This is a genomic window from Rhodococcus aerolatus (genome assembly GCF_054783215.1).
In genome coordinates this window covers 1-20469 of sequence record NZ_BAAGQZ010000060.1, presented here as the reverse complement: position 1 = coordinate 20469, position 20469 = coordinate 1, and the positions used below count along the sequence as shown (strand labels likewise).

Annotated in this window: 20 protein-coding genes and 1 riboswitch; of the genes, 11 read left to right on the top strand and 9 right to left on the bottom strand. The window is 70.1% G+C overall.

From position 1 onward, the window contains the following. The first annotated feature begins 60 nt into the window (after positions 1 to 60). Positions 61 to 216 carry a DUF6131 family protein gene (locus tag ACYVOF_RS20035; RefSeq protein WP_460869685.1) on the top strand — a complete coding sequence of 52 codons (156 nt, stop codon included), beginning with the start codon at positions 61 to 63 and terminating at the stop codon, positions 214 to 216. A gap of 119 nt (positions 217 to 335) precedes the next feature. Here the strand turns inward: ACYVOF_RS20035 and ACYVOF_RS20030 are convergent, their stop codons facing one another. After that, complete coding sequence (locus ACYVOF_RS20030; protein WP_460869683.1) at positions 336 to 1151, bottom strand: PRC-barrel domain-containing protein; 816 nt, start codon at positions 1149 to 1151, stop codon at positions 336 to 338. A gap of 212 nt (positions 1152 to 1363) precedes the next feature. Between ACYVOF_RS20030 and ACYVOF_RS20025 the strand changes: the two genes are divergently transcribed. Continuing rightward, positions 1364 to 1597, top strand: a complete 234-nt coding sequence (locus ACYVOF_RS20025) for a DUF6458 family protein (protein ID WP_460869682.1) — start codon at positions 1364 to 1366, stop codon at positions 1595 to 1597. Between the two features lie 109 nt (positions 1598 to 1706). On the opposite strand, the gene ACYVOF_RS20020 is transcribed toward ACYVOF_RS20025, so the two are convergent. From ACYVOF_RS20020 to ACYVOF_RS19985, 8 genes are all read right to left on the bottom strand, one after another. After that, the gene (locus tag ACYVOF_RS20020) at positions 1707 to 2483 is read right to left on the bottom strand and encodes a YsnF/AvaK domain-containing protein (RefSeq protein ID WP_460869680.1); all 777 of its coding nucleotides are present in this window, start codon (positions 2481 to 2483) and stop codon (positions 1707 to 1709) included. A gap of 241 nt (positions 2484 to 2724) precedes the next feature. Then, positions 2725 to 3213 (bottom strand): DUF4190 domain-containing protein, encoded by a 489-nt coding sequence (locus tag ACYVOF_RS20015; RefSeq protein WP_460869678.1) that lies wholly within the window; start codon positions 3211 to 3213, stop codon positions 2725 to 2727. Then, positions 3210 to 4052, bottom strand: a complete 843-nt coding sequence (locus ACYVOF_RS20010; protein ID WP_460869676.1) for a DUF2382 domain-containing protein — start codon at positions 4050 to 4052, stop codon at positions 3210 to 3212. Before ACYVOF_RS20010 ends, ACYVOF_RS20015 begins: the two co-directional genes overlap by 4 nt. Positions 4053 to 4216: 164 nt before the next feature. Next, positions 4217 to 4987 (bottom strand): mechanosensitive ion channel family protein, encoded by a 771-nt coding sequence (locus tag ACYVOF_RS20005; protein ID WP_460869674.1) that lies wholly within the window; start codon positions 4985 to 4987, stop codon positions 4217 to 4219. 272 nt (positions 4988 to 5259) lie between these two features. Next, complete coding sequence (locus tag ACYVOF_RS20000) at positions 5260 to 6024, bottom strand: TetR/AcrR family transcriptional regulator (protein WP_460869672.1); 765 nt, start codon at positions 6022 to 6024, stop codon at positions 5260 to 5262. A gap of 229 nt (positions 6025 to 6253) precedes the next feature. After that, positions 6254 to 6811: a hypothetical protein gene (locus ACYVOF_RS19995; protein WP_460869671.1), complete on the bottom strand. Its 558-nt coding sequence runs from the start codon at positions 6809 to 6811 to the stop codon at positions 6254 to 6256. Continuing rightward, a complete protein-coding gene (locus tag ACYVOF_RS19990; RefSeq protein WP_460869669.1) occupies positions 6808 to 7374 on the bottom strand; it encodes a recombinase family protein in 567 nt (188 codons plus the stop codon). The genes ACYVOF_RS19995 and ACYVOF_RS19990 overlap by 4 nt, the downstream gene beginning before the upstream one ends. A gap of 147 nt (positions 7375 to 7521) precedes the next feature. Further along, a complete protein-coding gene (locus tag ACYVOF_RS19985; protein ID WP_460869667.1) occupies positions 7522 to 8562 on the bottom strand; it encodes a questin oxidase family protein in 1041 nt (346 codons plus the stop codon). Positions 8563 to 8624: 62 nt separating this feature from the next. On the opposite strand from ACYVOF_RS19985, the gene soxR reads away from it, so the two are divergent. The 9 genes from soxR to ACYVOF_RS19940 all read left to right on the top strand — a co-directional run bounded on the left by soxR (position 8625) and on the right by ACYVOF_RS19940 (position 20408). Next, positions 8625 to 9161 (top strand): redox-sensitive transcriptional activator SoxR, encoded by a 537-nt coding sequence (gene soxR / locus ACYVOF_RS19980; protein ID WP_460869665.1) that lies wholly within the window; start codon positions 8625 to 8627, stop codon positions 9159 to 9161. A gap of 391 nt (positions 9162 to 9552) precedes the next feature. Beyond that, entirely contained in the window at positions 9553 to 10320 is a 768-nt protein-coding gene (locus ACYVOF_RS19975) for a VIT1/CCC1 transporter family protein (RefSeq protein ID WP_460869663.1), read from the top strand. A gap of 88 nt (positions 10321 to 10408) precedes the next feature. Next, a complete protein-coding gene (locus ACYVOF_RS19970) occupies positions 10409 to 11059 on the top strand; it encodes a hypothetical protein (RefSeq protein WP_460869662.1) in 651 nt (216 codons plus the stop codon). A gap of 261 nt (positions 11060 to 11320) precedes the next feature. Beyond that, positions 11321 to 12847 (top strand): catalase, encoded by a 1527-nt coding sequence (locus ACYVOF_RS19965; protein ID WP_460869660.1) that lies wholly within the window; start codon positions 11321 to 11323, stop codon positions 12845 to 12847. A gap of 153 nt (positions 12848 to 13000) precedes the next feature. After that, positions 13001 to 13507, top strand: coding sequence for a histone-like nucleoid-structuring protein Lsr2 (locus ACYVOF_RS19960; RefSeq protein ID WP_460869658.1), 507 nt, complete (start codon positions 13001 to 13003; stop codon positions 13505 to 13507). Between the two features lie 340 nt (positions 13508 to 13847). After that, positions 13848 to 15842, top strand: coding sequence for a potassium transporter Kup (locus tag ACYVOF_RS19955; RefSeq protein WP_460869656.1), 1995 nt, complete (start codon positions 13848 to 13850; stop codon positions 15840 to 15842). 632 nt (positions 15843 to 16474) lie between these two features. After that, positions 16475 to 16656, top strand: a riboswitch (M-box (ykoK) riboswitch). Positions 16657 to 16973: 317 nt separating this feature from the next. Next, complete coding sequence (locus tag ACYVOF_RS19950; protein ID WP_460869654.1) at positions 16974 to 18308, top strand: magnesium transporter MgtE N-terminal domain-containing protein; 1335 nt, start codon at positions 16974 to 16976, stop codon at positions 18306 to 18308. A gap of 175 nt (positions 18309 to 18483) precedes the next feature. Beyond that, positions 18484 to 20085, top strand: coding sequence for an Nramp family divalent metal transporter (locus ACYVOF_RS19945; protein WP_460869652.1), 1602 nt, complete (start codon positions 18484 to 18486; stop codon positions 20083 to 20085). 131 nt (positions 20086 to 20216) lie between these two features. Further along, positions 20217 to 20408 carry a hypothetical protein gene (locus tag ACYVOF_RS19940; protein ID WP_460869651.1) on the top strand — a complete coding sequence of 64 codons (192 nt, stop codon included), beginning with the start codon at positions 20217 to 20219 and terminating at the stop codon, positions 20406 to 20408. Positions 20409 to 20469: the final 61 nt, after the last annotated feature.

The window sequence follows — 20469 nt, the reverse complement described above, 5'->3', positions numbered from 1 at the left end:
TAGACAGAGCCGCCCGTCGCCGCGTCTGCGGGGCGGCCCACAACCGGAAGGCCCCCAGCTGTGATCACTCTCGGCGTCATCTTGTTGGTGGTGGGGTTCATCATCAAGATCCCCATCCTCTACACCATCGGCGGCATCCTTCTCGTCATCGGGATCGTCCTGTTCGTGCTGGGGCGCCTGGGTCGCGCGGTCGGCGGCCGCAACCACTACTACTGACCCCCCGCAAACCACACGCCGTCACGCACGACGCGGCCCCCACCAACATTGGTGGGGGCCGTGTCACCGTCCCAGGTCCGGACGAACTGGCTTACGGGCCTGAGCCGGTTCCTCCTCGTCTACCTGTGGTCGCGCTCCCCTGGGGTGGGGCGCTGGCCCTCACCCCGCGTCCCCGGTGTCCCGGTGGTTCCTGGGGCGTCGACCTCGGTGCCGTCCTCCAAGGTGTAAACCTCACGCTCCACGGGCACAGTGATGGTCTGCATCTCGGTCACCACGTGCTTGCGCAACCGCGGCCCCTGCCCATCCCCAGTACCGGTGTGGGTGGCCGTGTCACCGCGGCCCTCGTCGCGGGTCCGCTCCGTGCGGTGCCCCTCCCCCACCGCACCCGCAGCAGCACCGGCGATCACGTCACCGTGCGCGGACCTGTCACCCCGACCGGTGTCCTTGTCGCGGACACCGTCCTCGGTGCGGAGCTCCTCGCCGACCCGGTGGTCGTCGCGCTCCCCGCGGCCCTGGCCATCACCGCGGACCTCGTCACGTCCGGGGTGACGGCCGGAGTCACGGCCCCCGGTGTCGTGGGAGCTCCTGGTGTCGTGGGAGTTGCCGGCGTCATGGTCCTCGCGGGTGTCGAGCCCGTAGTGGCGGTACAGCGCCGTCTCCGCCTCAGGGCTCAGCGCCTCGTCGTCCCCGATGTGGGGGGCGTCCTTCACCGCCGCCTTGGTGATCGGCAGCCGCAGGTCGGCGCCGTCGACGCTGGCCTGGTGCAACGGCACGAACGTCTGCCGGGTCCCGAGCAGGCCGGTGTTCACCGTCGCCCACGCCGGGTCACCGGTGTGGTTGTCCAGGTACACCTCACCGACCTTGCCCACCTTGTGGCCCTCGCTGTCATAGGCGGTGCCACCCCGCAGCCGATCGATCTCGTGCCGTCCGATCATGTGGAGCTCCTCAACATCGTCGTGCCCGTCCCGCCATCATGGGGGCCGTAGACCACCCGCGGCACATGAGCTGCTGGGCACCGCCGTCACGTCGACCGGCCCACCGTGCCGGACCCCGCCCGCGTGTCCGACCGCGCTCCACCAGCGGCGACGGCGTTGACTCACCGCCATCACCCGCCGGCACCGGGCCGCGCGATGTGGGAGGAGCACCCATGACCATCGGCGCGAGCCTGTTCCTGATCGCCGCGGGAGCGGTGCTGAAGTTCGCGGTCACCACCACGATCAGCGGCATCGACCTCCCCACCGTGGGGGTCATCCTCATGGTCGTCGGGGTCCTCGGCCTCGTCCTAGGACTTGCCCTGCTCAGTCGGTCCCGCGCGGTGACCCGCACCCGGGTCGTTACCGAGCGCCCCGTCTACGACGACCCCATCGACCCACGCCGGTAACCGGCGAGGCAGGTGCCTGCGGGGACGAACAGGCCTGAGAATCAGGGAGCCGGCAGGGCCGACTCCCCTCGCAAGCAGATTGAATGCGCCGCGCGGGGTCAAACTGGGGTCAGGTGCTGGGTGCGGTGGTGTTGGGGGTGTCGACGACCTCGCGGCGGACGAGTGCGGACACCGGCTGCTCACCGGTGACGGTGTGCTTGCTGATCCTGATGCGTTCGACGGGTACGACTTCCAGGCTCACGACGGGTTGTTCGGCGTGCAGGGTCAGCACCAGCTCGTCCCCCCCGCCGGCATCGCTACTGGGGGTCGGGTCGAGGGGCTGTCCGGGGCCCGGGTGCTCGTCGGCCGGGATCGTCTCGATCCGGTACTCCTCGTGGCGCACGGTCACGGTGATGGTGCGTTCCTCGGTGACGACGACCTTGCGGACCCGCAGGCGTTGCGCGACGACCCGCTCGGTCCCGGTGCGCAGCTGCTCCTTGGAGCGGACGACCACCACACCCGCACCCGCGTCGGCGCCGTTCCCGTCGGAGTCGCCCCCGTCGCGAACCGCGGCGGTGCCGCTGGTGGTGGGGTCCGGTGCGGTGAGTCCGGCCCCGGGGGCGATGCCGGGCTGGTAGTAGTAGCCGGTCGCGGCGAGGACCTCGTTGTCGGACAGGGTGTCCCGGTCCGGGGCGGCGGGGCCGGCCAGGATCACGTTGGCGGGGTGCGCGAGCACCACCCCGGTGGGGGTGACCACCGCCCCGGCCAACGGGGCCAGCACTCGTGCCCACCCGTCGTCAGGGGCGACTGAGGCCCACTCCGGGTCGTGGGTCATCGGGTCCGGGTACAGGTGCCTCACCCGGCCCACCGGCGCCCCGGCCGCGTCGAGGACCACGGTCCCAGCCATCAGCGGCGGTCGCGGCGGGACGGCGCTCACGCCACGGCCCAACAGTCGCGCCCGGCGGGTCGCACGCGGCACCCGGAGCGGCGGATCAACCCGACAAGCGGGGTGGAGGAGGTCATCGCACGTCCTGACGACGGATCAGAGAGGGGACCGCCCGCGCCACCACGAGGGGCGGCGCCGGCGGGTCCCACAACGGGGGCTCCGCCGACGCCACCACCCGTGGGTGGTGGCGTCGGCGGGGGTCTTACGGGGCGCGGACGACCTGGGTGGGCAGCTTGTCCCGCAGGTTCTGCACCTGCTGGTTGAGCCGGTCCACCGCGGACTGGTTGTTCAGGACCGTGACGGCGCCGACCGCGAACGCGACCGCCGCGACCACGGACAGCACGCTGAGCACCAGCCCGGTGGTGGCCACACCCTTGCCGGTGATCCCGACCTTGCGGGCGGCCCGGATCCCGACGATGCCCAGGATGAGTCCCAGCACCCCCAGGACGAGACCGACCGGGGACAGGATCACCGTGAGCACGCAGACGACGGCGGCGACCCCGACGGCCAGGGCGAACGCGGCTGCGGCGCTGGTGCGGGCCGGTCGCCCGTCGACGCGCCGGTCGAGACCGGTCTCGACCGGCTCCCCGGCCGAGCGCCGCCGGGCGGCCCGCCCGGCACCGGAGTCGGTGCCGGTGACCGCGGCGTGGTCGTCGCCGTCGCCGGCGCGGGTGGCCCCGGCGGTGGTCACTTGCGCTTCGCGTCGGTCGTGCTGGGGTCGGTGACCTCGACCTGCTCCTTGCGGACCTCACCGGTCACCGTCTGCTCGTCGGTGACGGTCTCGGTGTCGAGCTTGATGCGCTCCACCGGGACGGTCTCCTTCTCCACGACAGGCTTCTCGGCGTGGAGCACGACCTCGTGCTCCTCCTCGCTGATCGCGGGGCCGTCGGTGGCGGCGGGCCGGTTCGCCTCGGTGATGGGCTCACGGGTCACCGACACCTCCTCGTGGGAGACCGGGACGGTGCGGGTCTGCTCCTCGGTCACGACGTGCTTGCGCAGCCGCGCCCGCCCGACCTCCTCGGTGCGGGTGCCCACGCGGAGCTGCTCCTCCGACCGGGTCATCGCCTCGTCCGTGGTCGGCCCCGACGTGTCGTGCCCGACGACGCCCTGCTCCCCGGAGTGGTCCGCCCGGTTCCCGGACTGGCCCTGCTCGTGCTGGCCGGCCTCCGCCTGGTTGGTCTTCTCGGGCTGGGCGGTGACGGTCTCGCCGCCGTAGGCGATCCCGTAGTGGGTGAACAGCTCCGCCTCCTGGGCCGGGCTCAGCTCCTGGGCCGGGTCCTGGTGGGGGGCGTTCTTGATCTGGTCCTTGGTGTACGGGACGGTGAGGGTGTCGCCGTCGTGGCTGGCCTCGGCCAGCGGGACCAGGGCGACGTGGCCACCGAACATGCCGGTCTTCACCGCGGCCCACTCGGGCTTGTCGGTCTGCTCGTCGAGGTAGATGTCGGCGACCTTGCCGAGCTTCTCGCCGTCGCTGCCGTGCACGGTGGCGTTGGTGAGCTGCCCGACGGGGGGGAGGTCCTTGACTGTCATGAGGTGAGCTCCTTCACAGGGTGGTGCTGGTGGCGCGGGTGGTGCCCACGCAGGGGTCGATCGGGTCGTGCTGGGGTGCACCGGGTTCGGTGCGCGACGGGCGCCGGTCAGGCTGGGCGTGCGTTCAGCGCTGGCCGGGGTGGGGCAGGCCCCGGGGGTGGGGCTCAGACGCGGCGGGCGCCGGGGGTGGGCTCGTCGTCCTGGTTGTAGGCGTGCTGGGCGCGGGTCTTGGCGTCCTGGGCCTGCTCACGGACCGAGGGGGCGTTGCGGGCGTGGTCACGCATCTTGGGTGCCTCGTCCTCGGCCTTGGCCAGGTAGTTCTCCCACCGTCGCGACATGGGGGTGATCAGGCCGCCGCCGACGCCGACGACGAGGATGCCGCCGATCGTGGCCAGCACGGTGATCAGCACGGGGGTGGTGACGGTGGTCGCGACCCCGATCTGGTTGAGGGCGGCGATGATCCCGAAACCGAGGATGAACACCGAGGCGATGGTGCCGAGGGTCTTGCCGTAGGACAGCCCACCAAGGGTGTTGGAGATGAGCTCGCGGACCGCGGCAGCGATGGCGGCGGCGATGACCACGATGATGATGGCCACGATCAGGCTGGGGATGAACGCGATGATCGAGGCAATCAGGGTGCTGATCGGGTTGGCGCCGAAGACGCCGAACGCGAGCTGCAGCACGAACAGCACCAGCGCGTAGTAGACGATCTTGGCGATGACGTCAGAGGCGTCGTACTGGCTGTTCGCCAGGGCCTTCTTGACCCCGCCGCGCTCCACCGCCTTGTCGAACCCGACCCGGGTCAGGACCACGGAGATGGCCTTGGTGATCGCTTTCGCGATCAGGATCCCCACGACGAGGATCACCAGGAACAGCAGCAGCTTGGGCACGAACTCGGCGATGATCGCCAGCCCGTTCTTCAAAGCATCGGACACAGGGGTACTCCCAGGGGGGTGTGCGCATGGAGAGGCGCGAGGTGACGACCACCGGCGCACATCCCACGAGTCCAGGTCAGGACATCAGTGGGTGGCAGGCCGCGGAGCCGGACTCTGGACTCACCATGATCGACTTACCGCGTAAGTAAGACACAGGGGGGCGGGGGTTCCGCAACCAGGTTGGACACAATTCCTGCCCGCACCGTTGCCGGCGGGCCGGTCGAACCGGACAGGTCAGGGCTTTGGGTGGGCCTCGGTCGGGGTGCCGGCGCCTACCGGTGCAGGGTGGCGGCGAGGCGGTCGCAGAGGTTCTCCAGGGACTCCTCGAACTCCGCCGCGGAGTGGTCCTCGGACAGGTCGCCCTGCATCCGTTGCAGCGTGGGGTAGGTGTCCAGGGTGGTCTGCGTGGACCCGGTGGCGGGGTCGGTCTCCTCGACCGGGCCGGTGTCCACGCCCTGCGCGGAGACCTCCAGCAGCAGGTGCCCGAGCAGGAAGCTCGAGAACGCCCGGTAAGCGGTGACGGCGTCGGCGTCGGTGAACCCGGAGGACGCCAAGGTGTCCAGGAAGCTCTCCATCCACCGCAGGCTGCGCAGCGGCGGACGCACCCACGGCGCCGCCGGGGGGCGGGTCGCGATCAGCGGGAACACCTCCGGGTGAGCCAGGGCGATACGACGCACCCCGTGGGCGAGGCGCTGCAGGTAGTCCTGCCACCCCACGTCACCGGACATGTGGACCTGCGGGTCGCCGTAGAGCTCGTCGATGCACAGCTCCACCACCCCGTCGAGCAACGCCTCCTTGCCCGGCACGTAGTTGTAGAGCGACATCGCCTCCACCCCGAGCTCCGCACCCACCTGACGCATCGTCAGCTCACGCAGCCCCTCCCGGTCGATGAACGCCACCGCCGCCAGCAAGATTTGCCGCCGGTCCAGCTGAGGCCCCCCGCGGCGGGGCTTGCGCGCCCCCCGCACCCCCTCACCGGCTGCACCACTCAAGCCGTTCCCGGCGACGTCACCCGCGCCAGAACCGTTCTCATCCATGACCATTGCCCATCCCCCACAACATCGTCGAGCACGGGCCACGTGAGCCCGAAAGGGGTCTCACGCCTGGCGCCGCCCCAGTGGTCCCCGCAGCCACTTCCCCGCAACCGTAGGCCGTGGCTGGGGTCTCCCTGCTCCCTCCGGGGGGCGGTGCCTCGGGTACCGGCGGCGACCTGGGCGCCGCCGAGGTCACCGGGCTTCCAGTTGCCTGACAGTCACGACCCCCTCGTCAGACCAAGTGCACCGCGGTGAGCGCATTCGCGACCGCTCGGCGGGTGTCCCCACCCCGGGTCCAGCTCCACACCAGCAGCTCCGCGAGGACGGTGAGCGGCTCGACGTCGACGTCGGCGTGCTCGCAGCACAGCGCGGGACTGGCGCCGACCCGGTACGCCAGTTCCCCCGACTGGGCCCAGTCCTGCTTCGCGCAGCTGTCGTCGCGGGCAAGAACCAACAGGTCGACCTCGGCAGCGTCAGCGAGCGCGGCCACCCGGGCCAGACAGGCCTGACGGCCCTCGGCGGCGGCGTCGTAGCCGACAGCGTCAACCACCTCAGCCGACACCACACCCGACACCACCAGAGCGAGCAGTGCGGTTCGGCACCGAGGTCCGGCCGCCGCCGGACCGCACCACAACCCGTCTCCCGCCAGCAGCTCCGCCACCGACTCCCGCACCACCGCCGCCGCCGCCGGGTCGACGGTCACCATCACCATCAGATGCCGGCCCACGTCGGCGCGCTCCCCCACGAACGCGACTCCGGTACGGCCCGCCGTCCTCGTGCCCGGGCTCATGGGGTGTCCTGCTTCCACACCAGCTGCCGGTACAACGTCGACCGGGACACCCCCACCACCGCGGCAACCTCCCCGAGCGGTGTCCCGTCCTTCATCATCTTCCGGGCCTGCCGCGCCTTCGCCGGGGTCATCACCGTCGGCCGGCCCCCGTTACGTCCCCGGGCCCGGGCCGCGGCAAGGCCGGCGTGGGTGCGTTCCCGGATCAGGTCCCGCTCGAACTCCGCCAACGAGGCAAAAACGTGGAACACCAACCGGCCCCCCGGGGTGGTGGTGTCGATCGACTCCTGCAACGACCGGAACCCCACCCCCCGGGACTCCAGCCCGCGAACGGTCTCGATCAGGTGCGGCAGCGACCGACCCAACCGGTCGAGGCGCCACACCACCAACGTGTCGTCCGGGCGGAGTGCGGCCATCACCTCGCCGAGCTGGGGGCGGTCCGTCTTCGACCCCGAGGCGGTGTCGGTGAACGTCCGCCAGCAGCCCGCGGCGCTCAGAGCGTCGTGCTGCAACGCAGGGTCCTGCACCGTGGTCGACACCCTCGCGTACCCCAACAGCTCGCCCACGACGGTCGACTGTGCCGCAACCCGCCGCAAACAGGTGTCATGACACGCACAAACCGACAACGGGTTTCAGCACACTTTCGGTGGCTCGAGACCCGCGGCGACGAAACAAGCCTCGAGCTACCGCGCGGCTGTGTCACATACGATCGTTTATGAGACGAGCCGGGCGCATTCGTAGCCCGCGGTCAGCGCATCGGGGGTACCGCGGCGGTGTGCCTCGACCGCGACCTCGGCGAACTTGATGACGTGCTCGTCGCCGTGGTCGGCGGCCCGGGCGGCGAGGTCGTCGGCGGAGCGGTCGCCTCTCGAATCCCCGGTCGGTGCTGAAGGTGGGTCGTCGCGTTCGGGTCGGTACAGCGCGGTGATCGCGGCGGAGCACACCCACGCGGCGGCGTAGGTGTCCCGCCACAGGTGGGTGGGCAGGGACGGGAGCACGAGCGCGGCTGCTCGGGGTGCGGTCGCGGAGTGGACGAGCATGACCGGCTCACCGGTCGCACGGCGGGCGTACCGGGCCACGGCGGCGGCGGTCAGCTCGTCGAGGGCTGCGGGCACCGCCGCCGGGTCGCTGGGTGGCTGGTGCGCGGACACCGCCGGCGACCACGCTTCGCGCCCGACGAGCTGCACCAGACGGGCGCGAACCCCCGCGCCACCGTCTACGCCGAGCACAGGGACGCCGTCCAGTGCGTCACCCACCCCGACGGAGCCGCGTGGGTCGTACCCCGGCACCGGGGCCCACCTCGCCGCCCAGTACCCCAGGGCCTGGCCTAGCTCGTCGAGCCGCGGTCCGGTGACCTGCTCCCGCAGCGCCCGCACCGCGTGCCCGGTGCGGATCAGGCCGTGGGTCGCCGAGGCAATCGCTCCGGGCAGCAGCCGCGGCCACCACCGGACCAGTACTTCCTCCCATGGCTCCTCCCACACCTGCCGACCCAGCAGCTCAAGCCAGTCACCCAGGCGCGTCGGGTCACCCAGCGCGCTGCGCCACTCATCCTCCGCCAGCGGCCACCGCGGCGCCGGCAGCTCCTCGAGACGCGACGAGTAGCCCTCGACCCACCGCGCCACCCGGTCGCCCTGGCCGAGCCGCAGCAACGCGTCCGCCGCCATCGGGCCGTGGTTCGACAGCCACCCGTCCATCTCCGGGCCGGTGCGGTGCAACCGCTCGTACGCCTCGTCCAGCAACCCCGTGTCCGCCATGTCGGCAGGCAACACCCTCATCTTTACTTGAGGTCAAGGACCGCCGGTGCCACGGTGGCCCTGTGCCCACCGAGCTGCTCAGCATCGGCGAGGTCGCTGCCCGAGCCGGAGTATCAGTGCCGACGCTGCGGTTCTACGAGACGCGCGGCCTGCTCACCTCTACCCGCACCAGCAGCAACCAGCGCCGCTACCCCCGCCACGTCCTGCGTCGCCTCGCCTTCATCGCCGCCGCGCAGCACGTCGGACTGACCCTCGGCGAGATCGGCGACGCCCTCTCCCACCTCCCCACCGACCGGCCACCCACCCGCGCCGACTGGACCCGACTCAGCCGCCCGTGGCGACACGTCGTCGACGCCCGCATCACCGAACTCACCGCGCTGCGCGACACCCTCGACGGCTGCATCGGGTGCGGGTGCCTCTCCCTGCGCCGGTGCGCCCTGTTCAACCCCGACGACGAAGCCGGCACCGAGGGCCCCGGATCACGGTGGTTGCGTAACGCCACCTCATCCCCTCGGCCCAGCCCCCGGCAACGCAACGTGGCTGAACGCTCAACCCGAGGGCCTGGACGCGGTATCTACAACCCCCGCCCTCACCAGTAGCGCTCATCCCAACGTCGCAAAAACGAACGTATGAGACACCCGCTTGCAGAGTGGCGGGGTTGCTAGCACCGAGCGTTGCCGGGAGACCGCCCACCCCGCACCGGGCCCCCACCCGGCCAGGCCGTTGGTTGAGATGAACACGCCGAGGTGGTGCTCATGGGGAATTGCGTCACCAGAACGCCCTTGGGCGCCGATGGGCACCGAAACCTTCACCAGGGCAGGACCCCCGACGGCGCGGTGGGGGGTGACCACTCGGGTGGGTAACCGGGTCGCAGACGATCGCGGCACCGCCGAAACTGGCGGCAGATGGCGACGGTGCAGGTGGTTGAGGCTAGCCTCGCTTGCCTGGAGATGGTTAGGGTTTCGTGTTCCACTAGCCGTTGTGCCCGATATGCCACCACCGAGTGATGCCCGCCCCACCACCGCGCAGGTCGAGGCCGCTGATGCTGGTTTGCCCACCCACGGCGGGGAGCCTCACGCCGCGGCCAGCAGCGGGAAGCTGAACTGGCTCCGCGCCGGGGTTCTCGGTGCTAACGACGGGATCGTCTCCGTCGCGGGCATTGTGGTTGGCGTGGCCGGCGCCACCGCCGCGTCCGGGCCGATCTTCACCGCGGGGCTGGCCGGGCTCGTGGCCGGTGCGGTGTCGATGGCCCTCGGGGAGTACGTCTCGGTCAGCACCCAGCGTGACAGCGAGACCGCGCTGCTGGCCAAGGAGCGCCGCGAGCTTGAGGAGACCCCGGAGGAGGAGCTCCGCGAGCTCACCGCGATCTACCGGGCCAAGGGGCTGAGCGAGGAGACGGCTGAGCGGGTGGCCGCTGAGCTGACCGAGCGTGACGCCCTCGCCGCCCACATCGACGCCGAGCTCGGCATCGACCCTGAGGACCTGGCCAACCCGGCCCAGGCCGCGTTGGCCTCCGCGGTCGCGTTCATCCTCGGCGCCTTGCTGCCGCTGGTCGCGATTCTGCTTCCGCCCCCCGCGTGGCGGGTGCCCGTCACCGTCGTTGCCGTCCTCGTTGCACTGGCCCTGGCCGGGGCCAGCAGTGCCCGCATCGGCGGCAGCACCCCAGGACGCGCCGTGATCCGCGTGGTGGTCGGGGGCGCGGCCGGGCTCGCCCTGACCTACGCCATCGGCCGCCTCTTCGGCACCGCTATTGGCTAGCAACCCGCGTGCCCTGGTCATCCACCCGTGAGCCCTGCCGTCCTGCCCGTCGTACCGCCATCGCCTCGGCCCATCTGGAGGATCCATCGTGTCCACCGTGAACGGGCTTCCCGCCCACATCCTGCTGGTGCACGCCATCGTGGTGCTGCTCCCGCTCTGCGCGGTGCTCCTCGTCGCCACCGCCGTGTGGCCCGCCGCCCGGCGCAAGCTGGCCGGCGCCAACGCGATTCTGGCCACCCTCACTCTTGTGCTGGTGCCGGTGACCACGAACGCCGGGGAGTGGCTGCAAGCGCGGGTGGACAACACCGACTCCGTCAGCAACCACGTCGAGCTGGGCAACACCGCGCTCTACGTGGCGCTGCCCGTCGCCGTGCTCGCGGTCATCGTGTGGTGGCGGGGCAGGGAACGTGCCGGACACGAGGCGGCCCTCGCCGCCGGGCCGGCCACGTCCTCCCCGACCGTCGCTGACCCCGCCCAGTCGGGTCCCGGCGGCGGCGGCGCGACCCGCACCGCGGTGGCCACCCCCACCCACCCGGCGCCCACCCGCCGGGTATTCCTCGCCCCCGCGAGCACGGTGGCCACCGTCGCCCTGGCTGTGCTCTCGGTCCTCGCGGCCGGGGCCGCCATCTACGACGTCTACCTCATCGGGGACTCCGGGGCGCGCGCCACCTGGCAGGACAGGGTCACCGGAACCCCCCAAGCCCCCCAGGGTGGGGAGAGCGCCGACAACGGCGGGTAAGAGCCCCCCGCGGTCGCCCCCACCACCGAACCCGCGGCGCGTTCCGGGTGTCGCCGCAATCCGGGCGGGGAAACGCCGAGGCCAGCCTCGCCTTCCTGGCACCACCCAGCTCCCGCTCCTACCGTGGTTGGCACGCAGCACCAACAGGGGCCAAACGCCCCGACCCGGCCCCCAGAGCGGGCTCCCACGGCGGGGGCCGACAGCAGGGTCCTGGAGCTGCCCACCAACAACGCGCACCGACACACACCAGGAGGCTCACCCATGACCGCCGCAGCCCAGCCCCCGCGCACCACCACCAACGCGGGCAACCCCGTTGAGTCCGACGAGCACTCGCTCACCGCCGGTCTTTCCGGGCCGATCCTGCTCCACGACCACTACCTCATCGAGAAGATGGCGCAGTTCAACCGGGAGCGCGTGCCCGAGCGGGTCGTGCACGCCAAGGGCGGCGGGGCCTTCGGGACCTGGCAGGTCACCGGGGACGTCTCGGCGTACACCAAGGCCAAGGTGCTTCAACCGGGCGCGACGTGCCAGACGCTGGCCCGCTTCTCCACCGTCGCCGGCGAGCAGGGCTCGCCCGACACCTGGCGCGACCCCCGGGGCTTCTCGCTGAAGTTCTACACCAAGGACGGCAACTGGGACATGGTCGGGAACAACACCCCCGTGTTCTTCGTCAAGGACCCGATGAAGTTCCAGGACTTCATCCGCAGCCAGAAGCGCCTGCCCGGCTCCGGCCTGCGGGACAACAACATGCAGTGGGACTTCTGGACGCTGAGCCCGGAGAGCGCGCACCAGGTGACCTGGCTCATGGGTGACCGCGGCATCCCGCGCACCTGGCGTCACATGGACGGCTTCGGCAGCCACACCTACCAGTGGATCAACACCGCGGGCGAGCGCACCTGGGTGAAGTTCCACTTCAAGACCGACCAGGGCATCGACTTCCTCACCCAGGACAAGGCCGACGAGCTGGCGGGCACCTCCCCGGACAACCACCGCCAGGACCTCTACGGCTCCATCGAGAACGGCGACTTCCCGTCCTGGACGATGAAGGTGCAGCTCATGCCCGAGGCCGACGCGGAGAACTACCGTTTCAACCCGTTCGACCTCACCAAGGTCTGGTCGCAGCAGGACTACCCGCTGATCGAGGTCGGCAAGCTCACCCTGAACCGCAACCCGCGCAACTTCTTCGCCGAGATCGAGCAGGCCGCGTTCGAGCCGTCCAACATCGTGCCCGGCATCGGTTTCAGCCCGGACAAGATGCTGCTCGGCCGGGTGTTCTCCTACGCCGACGCCCACCGCTACCGCATCGGCGCGAACTACACCCACCTGCCGGTGAACCAGGCCAAGGCCGCGGAGGTCAACTCCTACTCCAAGGACGGGAACATGGCCCACCGGTTCAACGACCCGTCCGTGCCGGTGTACGCGCCCAACTCCTACGGCGGCCCCGCGGCGGACACCACGCTGCAGGACGGCGCCGGCTGGGCCACCCAGGGGGAGCAGGTGCGCAGCGCCTACCTCGACCACGCGGACGACAGCGACTGGGTGCAGCCCGCAATGCTGGTCGCGCAGATGGACGACGACGCCAAGGAGCGCTTCGTCACCAACGTCACCGGCCACGTGCTCAACGGGGTGCAGGAGCCGGTGCTGAGCCGCGTGTTCGAGTACTGGAAGAACGTGGACGCCGAAATCGGCAAGCGCATCGAGGAGTCCGTGCTGAGCCAGCAGGCCGGCTCCGCGCCCTCAACCGCACCGGGTGCGACCACCCCCGGTGACGAGGCCGCCAAGGTCTAGTCGCGCTGGCCAGCTGGCTCTTCTGGCGCAGACGGCGCTGAGCTCACCAGCGACTGAGCACCATCACCGCTCACCCATGCCGAGGTCCAACGCAGACCCCGCGAAGTCTCACAAACGAACCGTTGTGACGCACCGGGGCGGTAGCTGGCCTCGGTGGGGATACTGGTCGGCGTGTTCCTCGGACTTCTCACTGCTGTGGTCGGTCATGCTGCGGGTGCCGTCCGCGCTGTTGTCGGCAGCCGTTCCCGTTCCGGACCCGACGAAGGGACCCTCTTCCCCGCGGCCCAGCACACCACCACCACTCTGGTCGACGACCTCGACGACACGGTGACCGCGCGGGAGACCGTGAGCTTCGGTGTCGATGGCACGAGCTACGAGATCGACCTCAGCACGGCACACGCAGCCGCCCTGCGCGAGGACCTGGCGACCTGGGTCAAGCACGCCCGCCGCACCGGTGGCCGAGTTCGGCCAGGTGCCCGTGGCCCCACGGCGGCCCGGCGAAACGGGACCGGGGGTCGCACCACCACCACCACCACCACCACCAGCAGCCGGGAGCACGCCGCTGCGGTCCGCGAGTGGGCGCGGGGCAACGGCTACGAGGTGTCCGACCGCGGGCGGATCCCCACCGCGGTCCAGGAGGCGTTCGACGCCGCCCATTAACATCAAGATTGACGGCAACGAGTCGTGACTGATCCCGGTGACCGTGCGCTGCGGCGGGATACTGATCGCCCGCACCGGGGGGGTTCGGCGCGTCCTGCCACCCCCTGGCGAACGTCGGGCGGGGGTAGCTGCTGGTCGGGGCTGGTGTCTGGGTGAAAGTGTGCGCCGACGCGGGTCACTCCCGCTCGCTGCCGGCCCGGGCGGGGCATAGCGTCGCCGCGGTGAGACTCACCGCGCCGGCCTTGGCTTCTCAACCAGAGACAACTGCGCTCAGCGGTCTGCGCGCGCCTCGCCGCGGCGCGGTCCCATCGACACCGTTGTACGGGGCGCCGGTAGTGGCGTGGTGACGTCGGCGGCGGCGGGCGGTGTCGGCGACACCGGGGCGGTCGCCACGCCGAACCGCGGCCGCTACGACGGTGCCCGCCCAGTACGGGGACGCCGCGGGATCACCGCGTTGGCGTTGGGTGCGTTGGGGGTGGTGTTCGGTGACATCGGGACCAGCCCGCTCTACGCCCTGCAGACGGTGTTCACCGCCGACGACCACGCGGTGCAACCCACCCCTGTGGACGTCTACGGCGTCATCTCATTGGTGTTCTGGGCCATCACCCTGATCGTGTCGATCAAGTACGTGACCTTCATCCTGCGGGCCGACAACGACGGGGAGGGCGGCATCATGGCCCTCACCGCCCTGCTGCGGTCCTACCCGCTCAAGACCGCAGCAGGCAAAGCCACCCTCGTCGCCCTGGGGGTGTTCGGGGCGGCCCTGTTCTACGGCGACGGCATCATCACCCCCGCCATCTCGGTGCTCTCCGCCGTCGAAGGAGTCAAGGTCGCCGTCCCCGGCCTCGGTCAGCTGGTGCTGCCCATCACCGTGACGGTGCTGACGGTGCTGTTCGTGATCCAACGGTTCGGCACCGGCGTCGTGGGCAAGCTGTTCGGCCCGGTCATGATCCTCTGGTTCACCGCGCTGGCAGTCGCCGGGATCAACGGGATCCGCACCGACCCGACCGTCCTGCGGGCCCTGTCCCCCACCTACGGGCTGGTGTTCATCACCACCCACCCGGGGATCGCGTTCATCGCCCTCGGATCAGTGGTGCTGGCCATCACCGGGGCCGAAGCCCTCTACGCCGACATGGGCCACTTCGGGCGTAGACCCATCACCCGGGCTTGGTTCCTGGTGGTGTTCCCCGCCCTGATCTTGAACTACCTCGGACAGGGCGCACTGATCCTCGACACCCCCACCGCGGTGGAAAACCCGTTCTTCCTCATCCTGCCCGGCTGGGCCCAGATCCCCATGGTCATCCTCGCGACCATCGCCACCGTCATCGCCTCCCAGTCGGTGATCTCCGGGGCGTTCAGCGTCACCCACCAAGCCGTGCAGCTCGGGTTCCTCCCGAGGATGACAATCCGACACACCTCCGACGAGGAGGTGGGCCAGGTGTACTCCCCCGCCATCAACTGGGGCCTCTTCGCCGCGGTCATCGTCCTGGTCCTCGGCTTCGGGTCCTCCGCGGCCCTGGCGTCGGCCTACGGAGTCGCCGTCACCGGCACCTTCGCGTTGAACACCATCCTGTTCCTCGTCGTCGTCCGCCGCATCTGGCACAAGCCCCGCCGCGTCGTGATCGCCGGGGGCATCGTGTTCCTCACCGCCGAGCTCACCTTCTTCGCCGCGAACCTCACCAAGATCACCCACGGTGGGTGGCTGCCTCTCGCGGTGGCCGCAGTCGTGTTCACCGTTCTCATGACCTGGCAACGCGGCCGCATCATCGTCACCCGCAACCGCACCACCGAAGAAGGCGTCCTCACCGAGTTCCTTGAGCACCTCCACACCCTGGACCCACCACTGCTGCGGGTGCCCGGCACCGCGGTGTTCCTCAACGCCACCGCCGACACCACACCCCTCGCGCTACGCACCAACGTCGAGCACAACCACGTCCTGCAGGAACACGTCCTGCAGGAACACGTCATCATCCTGAACATCACCATTGGCAACATCCCCCACGTCCCCGCCGAGGACCGGCTCACCGTCACCGACCCCCACTACGCGCGTGACGGCATCATCCACCTGCACGCCGCGTTCGGGTTCAGCGACCAGACCCACGTGCCCGCCACCCTCGACCTCGCCGTCGAGCAGGGACTGCTCAACCCCGAAGAGACCGAGGACGTCACCTACTTCCTCTCCCGCATCGTCATCGTCCGATCCCCCGAACACACCATGCCGAAATGGCAGAAACGGCTCTTCCTCGCCATCGCCCACAACACCGCCCACCCCACCGACTACTTCAACCTGCCCCCCACCCGATCCATCAGCATGGGCGCAGAAATCGGGGTCTAACCGACTACGCACTTTTTCGCTGTTCGCCCGAACCCGATCGTTTGCGGACGGCGTCCGCAGTCTGCATAGGGGTCGCGTGTCAGAGCGGGTGTCAGCACAGCGGGGGGACCAACCGGCGCTGCGAGTGGCGTCCACAGATCCGCTTTTCTGCGGCGCAGCCCGCCTGCGGTTTTACTTATGAGTTCCGGTTCGACAGCCCCACTGCGCCGATCCGTGCTGTGTGCAGGCGACGAGCAGCGAGCGACACCGCGAGGAGGAGGGCGGCAGCGACCAAGCTGGTGACCTCGAGAAGGGCTGTGGCGTGGGTGGCCCACGCAGCGAGGCAGGCAACGATGTTGACGATGGCGATGATCGTCACAGCGACCAGTGCGGCGGTCGGAACTCGTCGCGTCATGATCCCAGCGTAGGGGATGCCGCACCCCCACCACGGGTCGCCGCCTTTTAATTTCCGTGCACGTTGTGCGCAGCATGCCGCGTCGGTCGACCGATATGTGGTGGTCTGAGCGCGCTGGCCATGCCTTACCACTAACCCGATCGCACGAGCGCAGCGCGGGGTGCCACCGCCCAGGAGCCTGAGCACGTTGCGTGGCCGCACGGTTGACACCGTCGTGGGCAGGGTGCAGCCTGCTGGCGCAGCACCTTGCTAGGTGAGGCGTCTGCACGGACACAGGCCACTGACCCCGAACGTCGAGAGACGCCCCGGGTCAGGACAGCTCCTCCCGGATTAAGGGTTGAGCCCAAGTGGCTTCCTCAGGAAGACAGTTTTCTGTGGATACGCCGTGCAGTGCCGAAGCTCTGTCGTGGGAGGTGTGCCCGTGAAAGCAGGTCCGCGTGTGCGTCGCGGTGTAGTAGATCAACTGTGAGGAGGTGGTGACGATGTGTCCTGGGCATAGTCCGCGCGCATCCCGCCTACCCACCTTCGGTGGTGTTCGAGCGAGCCTGGTTCGCCGCGCGTTGCGCTGAGGCCAACAACGCGTGCACACCTGCGCTGGTTGGACGCCGGGGTCTGTCCACGGGTAAGCGGGTGTCACCGGCCCTGCGTGTACGCCTCGAGTCCACCCCTACGTCACGTTGGTGTGCCCACACTCGCAGTGACTGGTGCCTGCCGTACCCCAAGAGAGGACCACCACGATGTCCACCCCCTCGTCACCCGACCGCGCGGACTCAGACGCGCTGGCCGACTCCTCGACCCCCGTCATTCACCTGTCCCGGCTGGTGGGCCACCCCATCGTGGCCCGCAACGGTGACGGTGTAGGCCGCGTCGAGGACGTCGTCGTGCGGCTGGTCGGGTCCGACGCCTACCCCCCCGTCACCGGGCTCGTCCTCGGGGTGGGCGACCGCCGCGTGTTCGTCTCCGCAGCGCAGATCGACACGCTGTCCGAGGACCAGGTGACCCTGTCCCAAAACCGCGTCGATCTCCGAAGCTTCGAGCGCCGCGACGGCGAGGTGCTGCTACGGGCCGACCTGCTCGGACACCGGCTCATCGACGTCCCCGCCGCCGAGCTGGTCCACGCCTACGACATCGAGCTCGACGAGACCGGATCGGGGTGGGTGCTGGCCCGGCTGGACACCCGCCGGCCCGCCCGACTGTTCGGGCTGGTCAAGCAGTCCAGCGGCCACGCCAACCGGGACTGGAAGTCCTTCGAACCGCTGATCGGACACCACCCGAGTGTTGTTCTACGCCGGGCCGGTGGGCGGGTCTCGACACTGAAGGCGGCCCAGATCGCCGACCTCCTGGAGAACGCCGACAAGCGTGAAGGCGGCGAGATCCTGGACCGCGTCCACACCGACCCCGAGCTCGAGGCCGACGTCTTCGAGGAGCTCGACCCGGACAAGGCCAACCGGCTGCTCGGGGAGATGAGCGACGCCGAGGTCGCCGGGGTGCTCGGGCGGATGCGCGCCGACGACGCCGCGGACGCGGTCGCCGAGCTGCGCCAGTCCCGCCGCCGACGAGTCCTCGACCTGCTCCCCGCCGGGCAGCGCACCAAGGTCATCACCCTCATGGGGTTCAATCCCGACAGCGCCGGCGGGCTGATGAGCGTCGACATCGCCTCATGCCACACCACCGCGACGTGCGCCGACGCGCTAGCGGTGATCGCAGCGGCGACCACGCTGCAACCCGAAGCGCTGATCAAGATCCACGTTCTCGGTGACACCCAGGAGCTGCGCGGTGTGGCGTCGGTCATCCGGCTGCTCCAAGCCGACCCCAGCATCCCCGTCGCCGAGGTCATGGACACCGACCCGGTCCGGGTCACCCCCGCCGCCGACCTCACCGACGTCGCCCTGCTCATGGCCGACTACAACCTCACCACCATCCCCGTCGTCGACGAGGCAGACCGTGTCGTCGGGGTCGTCACCGTCGACGACATCCTCGAGAACACCATCCCCGAGGACTGGCGCCGCCGCGAACCCGCGCCCCGCCCCATCCGCGACAACGCCATCGAGGAGGGCCCCGGCCATGGCTGAGCCACGTACCGCAGGGCAACCGTCCTCCGAGCTCACGGAGCTCACCGAGCTCACCGGGCGCACCTCAGCGACAGGCACACCGCCCGACACCGCCACCCCCGGTAACCCCCCGCCACTCCCCCCGGATCCCGCGGCCGCCACCCCACCAGCGGCGGCCACCCCGGCCCCGTCCGCAGTGTTGGACTCCGCGCACGTCGGCGACATCGAGGGCGCCCTGGGCAAGATCAGCCTCGACGACACCGGCGGGCAGCGCTCAGCCAAGCGGCGGCTGCTGACGATGCTCGCGATCATCGGCCCCGGACTCATCGTCATGGTCGGGGACAACGACGCCGGCGGGGTAGCCACCTACACCCAGGCCGGGCAGAACTACGGCTACAGCCTGCTGTGGGTGCTGCTGCTGCTCATCCCCGTCCTCGTCGTCAACCAGGAGATGGTGGTACGCCTCGGGGCCGTCACCGGGGTGGGTCACGCCCGGCTCATCAACGAGCGCTTCGGCCGCGGCTGGGGCTGGTTCAGCGTCGGCGACCTTTTCCTGCTCAACTTCCTGACCATCGTCACCGAGTTCATCGGGATATCCCTGGCGGCGAGCTACTTCGGGATCTCGAAGTACATCGTGGTGCCCACCGCCGCCGTTGCGCTCGTCGCGATCATGGCCTCGGGCAGCTTCCGACGCTGGGAGCGCGCGATGTTCGTGTTCATCGCCATCACCCTGCTGCAGATCCCGATGCTGCTGCTCTCCCACCCCGACTGGGGCCGGGCGACGCGCAGCTTCGTGGTGCCGTCCATACAGGGTGGGGTGTCCTCCGACGCGGTGCTGCTCATCATCGCGATCGTCGGCACCACCGTCGCCCCGTGGCAGCTGTTCTTCCAGCAGTCCAACATCATCGACAAACGCATCACCCCCCGCTTCATCAGCTACGAGCGGGCCGACACCGTCATCGGGGCGGTCGTCGTCGTCATCGGCGCCGCGGCGCTGATGATGACCGCGGACTGGGCCGCCACCTCCACCGGTAACAGCGGTGCGTTCACCGACGCCGGCGGAATCGCCGACCTCCTAGCACAGACCCGCGGCGCACTGGGGTCCGTGTTCGCAGTCATCCTGCTCGACGCCTCCATCGTCGGCGCGGCCGCGGTCACCCTGTCCACCAGCTACGCCTTCGGCGACGTCTTCGGCATCAAGCACTCCCTGCACCGCGGATTCGCCGACGCCAAGCAGTTCTACCTCTCCTACACCGCCATGGTCGCCGCGGCGGCGGCCATCGTCCTCATCCCCGGCGCCCCACTCGGTCTCATCACCACCTCAGTACAGGCCCTCGCGGGACTGCTACTACCCAGCGCCAGCGTGTTCCTGCTCCTGCTCTGCAACGACCCCGCCGTCCTCGGACCCTGGGTCAACAAGCGCTGGCTCAACGCCGTCGCCATCATCATCGTGGCCGTCCTGCTGCTGTTGTCCGGCATCCTGATGGCCACCACCCTGTTCCCCACCCTCGACGTCGTCGCCGTCGCCGAGAACCTCGTCGGGGCCATGGTGGTCCTCGCCATCGCCGCCGCGATCGCCGCACGGGTACTGCGCGCCCGGCGCGCCGTCCCCCCACCACCCCGGGCCCCGCAGATGAGCCGAGACGACCGGATGCGGTGGCGAATGCCCCAGCTCGCCCTGCTCGAACCCGTCACCTGGTCCGCCGGAACCAAGCTCGGCATGCTCGCACTCCGCGCATACCTCGTCGTCGGCGCAGTACTGCTCACCGTCAAAGCCATCCAGCTCAGCACCGGATAAGCGGAAAGCCCGCCTACTCCTTGAGGGACCGCCGTGACATCGTTCCCGAGGGAGTTCCGGGGGACGTCATCCGGGTCGCGCGGGGTCGTGAGCCGGGTCAGACGCTCAAGCAGATCGCCTCTGACTTCGGAGTGAGCGAGTCCTGTCTGGCGAACTGGCTGACGGCGGCGGACCGGGAGGACGGGGTCAAGCCCGGGCCCACGGTCGCCGAGCAGGCCGAGCTGCGGGACGCGAAGCGGCGGATCCGGCTGCTCGAGCAGGAGAACGAGGTGCTGCGGCGAGCTGCGGCCTACCTGTCGCAGGCGAACCTGCCGGGAAAATGACGCTTCTATGCCTTGCGTCAAGGCATGGAGGCTTGGAGCTGGCGGAAGACGGACCGGCAGA

What these genes read in the sequence shown, in the direction of transcription:
- ACYVOF_RS20030 (WP_460869683.1), bottom strand. Translation starts at nt 1,151, where the DNA reads ATGATCGGACGGCACGAGATCGATCGGCTGCGGGGTGGCACCGCCTAT.
- ACYVOF_RS20010 (WP_460869676.1), bottom strand. Translation starts at nt 4,052, where the DNA reads ATGACAGTCAAGGACCTCCCCCCCGTCGGGCAGCTCACCAACGCCACC.
- ACYVOF_RS19950 (WP_460869654.1), top strand. Translation starts at nt 16,974, where the DNA reads ATGTCCACCCCCTCGTCACCCGACCGCGCGGACTCAGACGCGCTGGCC.
- ACYVOF_RS20020 (WP_460869680.1), bottom strand. Translation starts at nt 2,483, where the DNA reads ATGGCTGGGACCGTGGTCCTCGACGCGGCCGGGGCGCCGGTGGGCCGG.
- ACYVOF_RS20025 (WP_460869682.1), top strand. Translation starts at nt 1,364, where the DNA reads ATGACCATCGGCGCGAGCCTGTTCCTGATCGCCGCGGGAGCGGTGCTG.
- ACYVOF_RS19965 (WP_460869660.1), top strand. Translation starts at nt 11,321, where the DNA reads ATGACCGCCGCAGCCCAGCCCCCGCGCACCACCACCAACGCGGGCAAC.
- ACYVOF_RS19985 (WP_460869667.1), bottom strand. Translation starts at nt 8,562, where the DNA reads ATGGCGGACACGGGGTTGCTGGACGAGGCGTACGAGCGGTTGCACCGC.
- ACYVOF_RS20000 (WP_460869672.1), bottom strand. Translation starts at nt 6,024, where the DNA reads ATGGATGAGAACGGTTCTGGCGCGGGTGACGTCGCCGGGAACGGCTTG.
- ACYVOF_RS19995 (WP_460869671.1), bottom strand. Translation starts at nt 6,811, where the DNA reads ATGAGCCCGGGCACGAGGACGGCGGGCCGTACCGGAGTCGCGTTCGTG.
- ACYVOF_RS19975 (WP_460869663.1), top strand. Translation starts at nt 9,553, where the DNA reads ATGCCACCACCGAGTGATGCCCGCCCCACCACCGCGCAGGTCGAGGCC.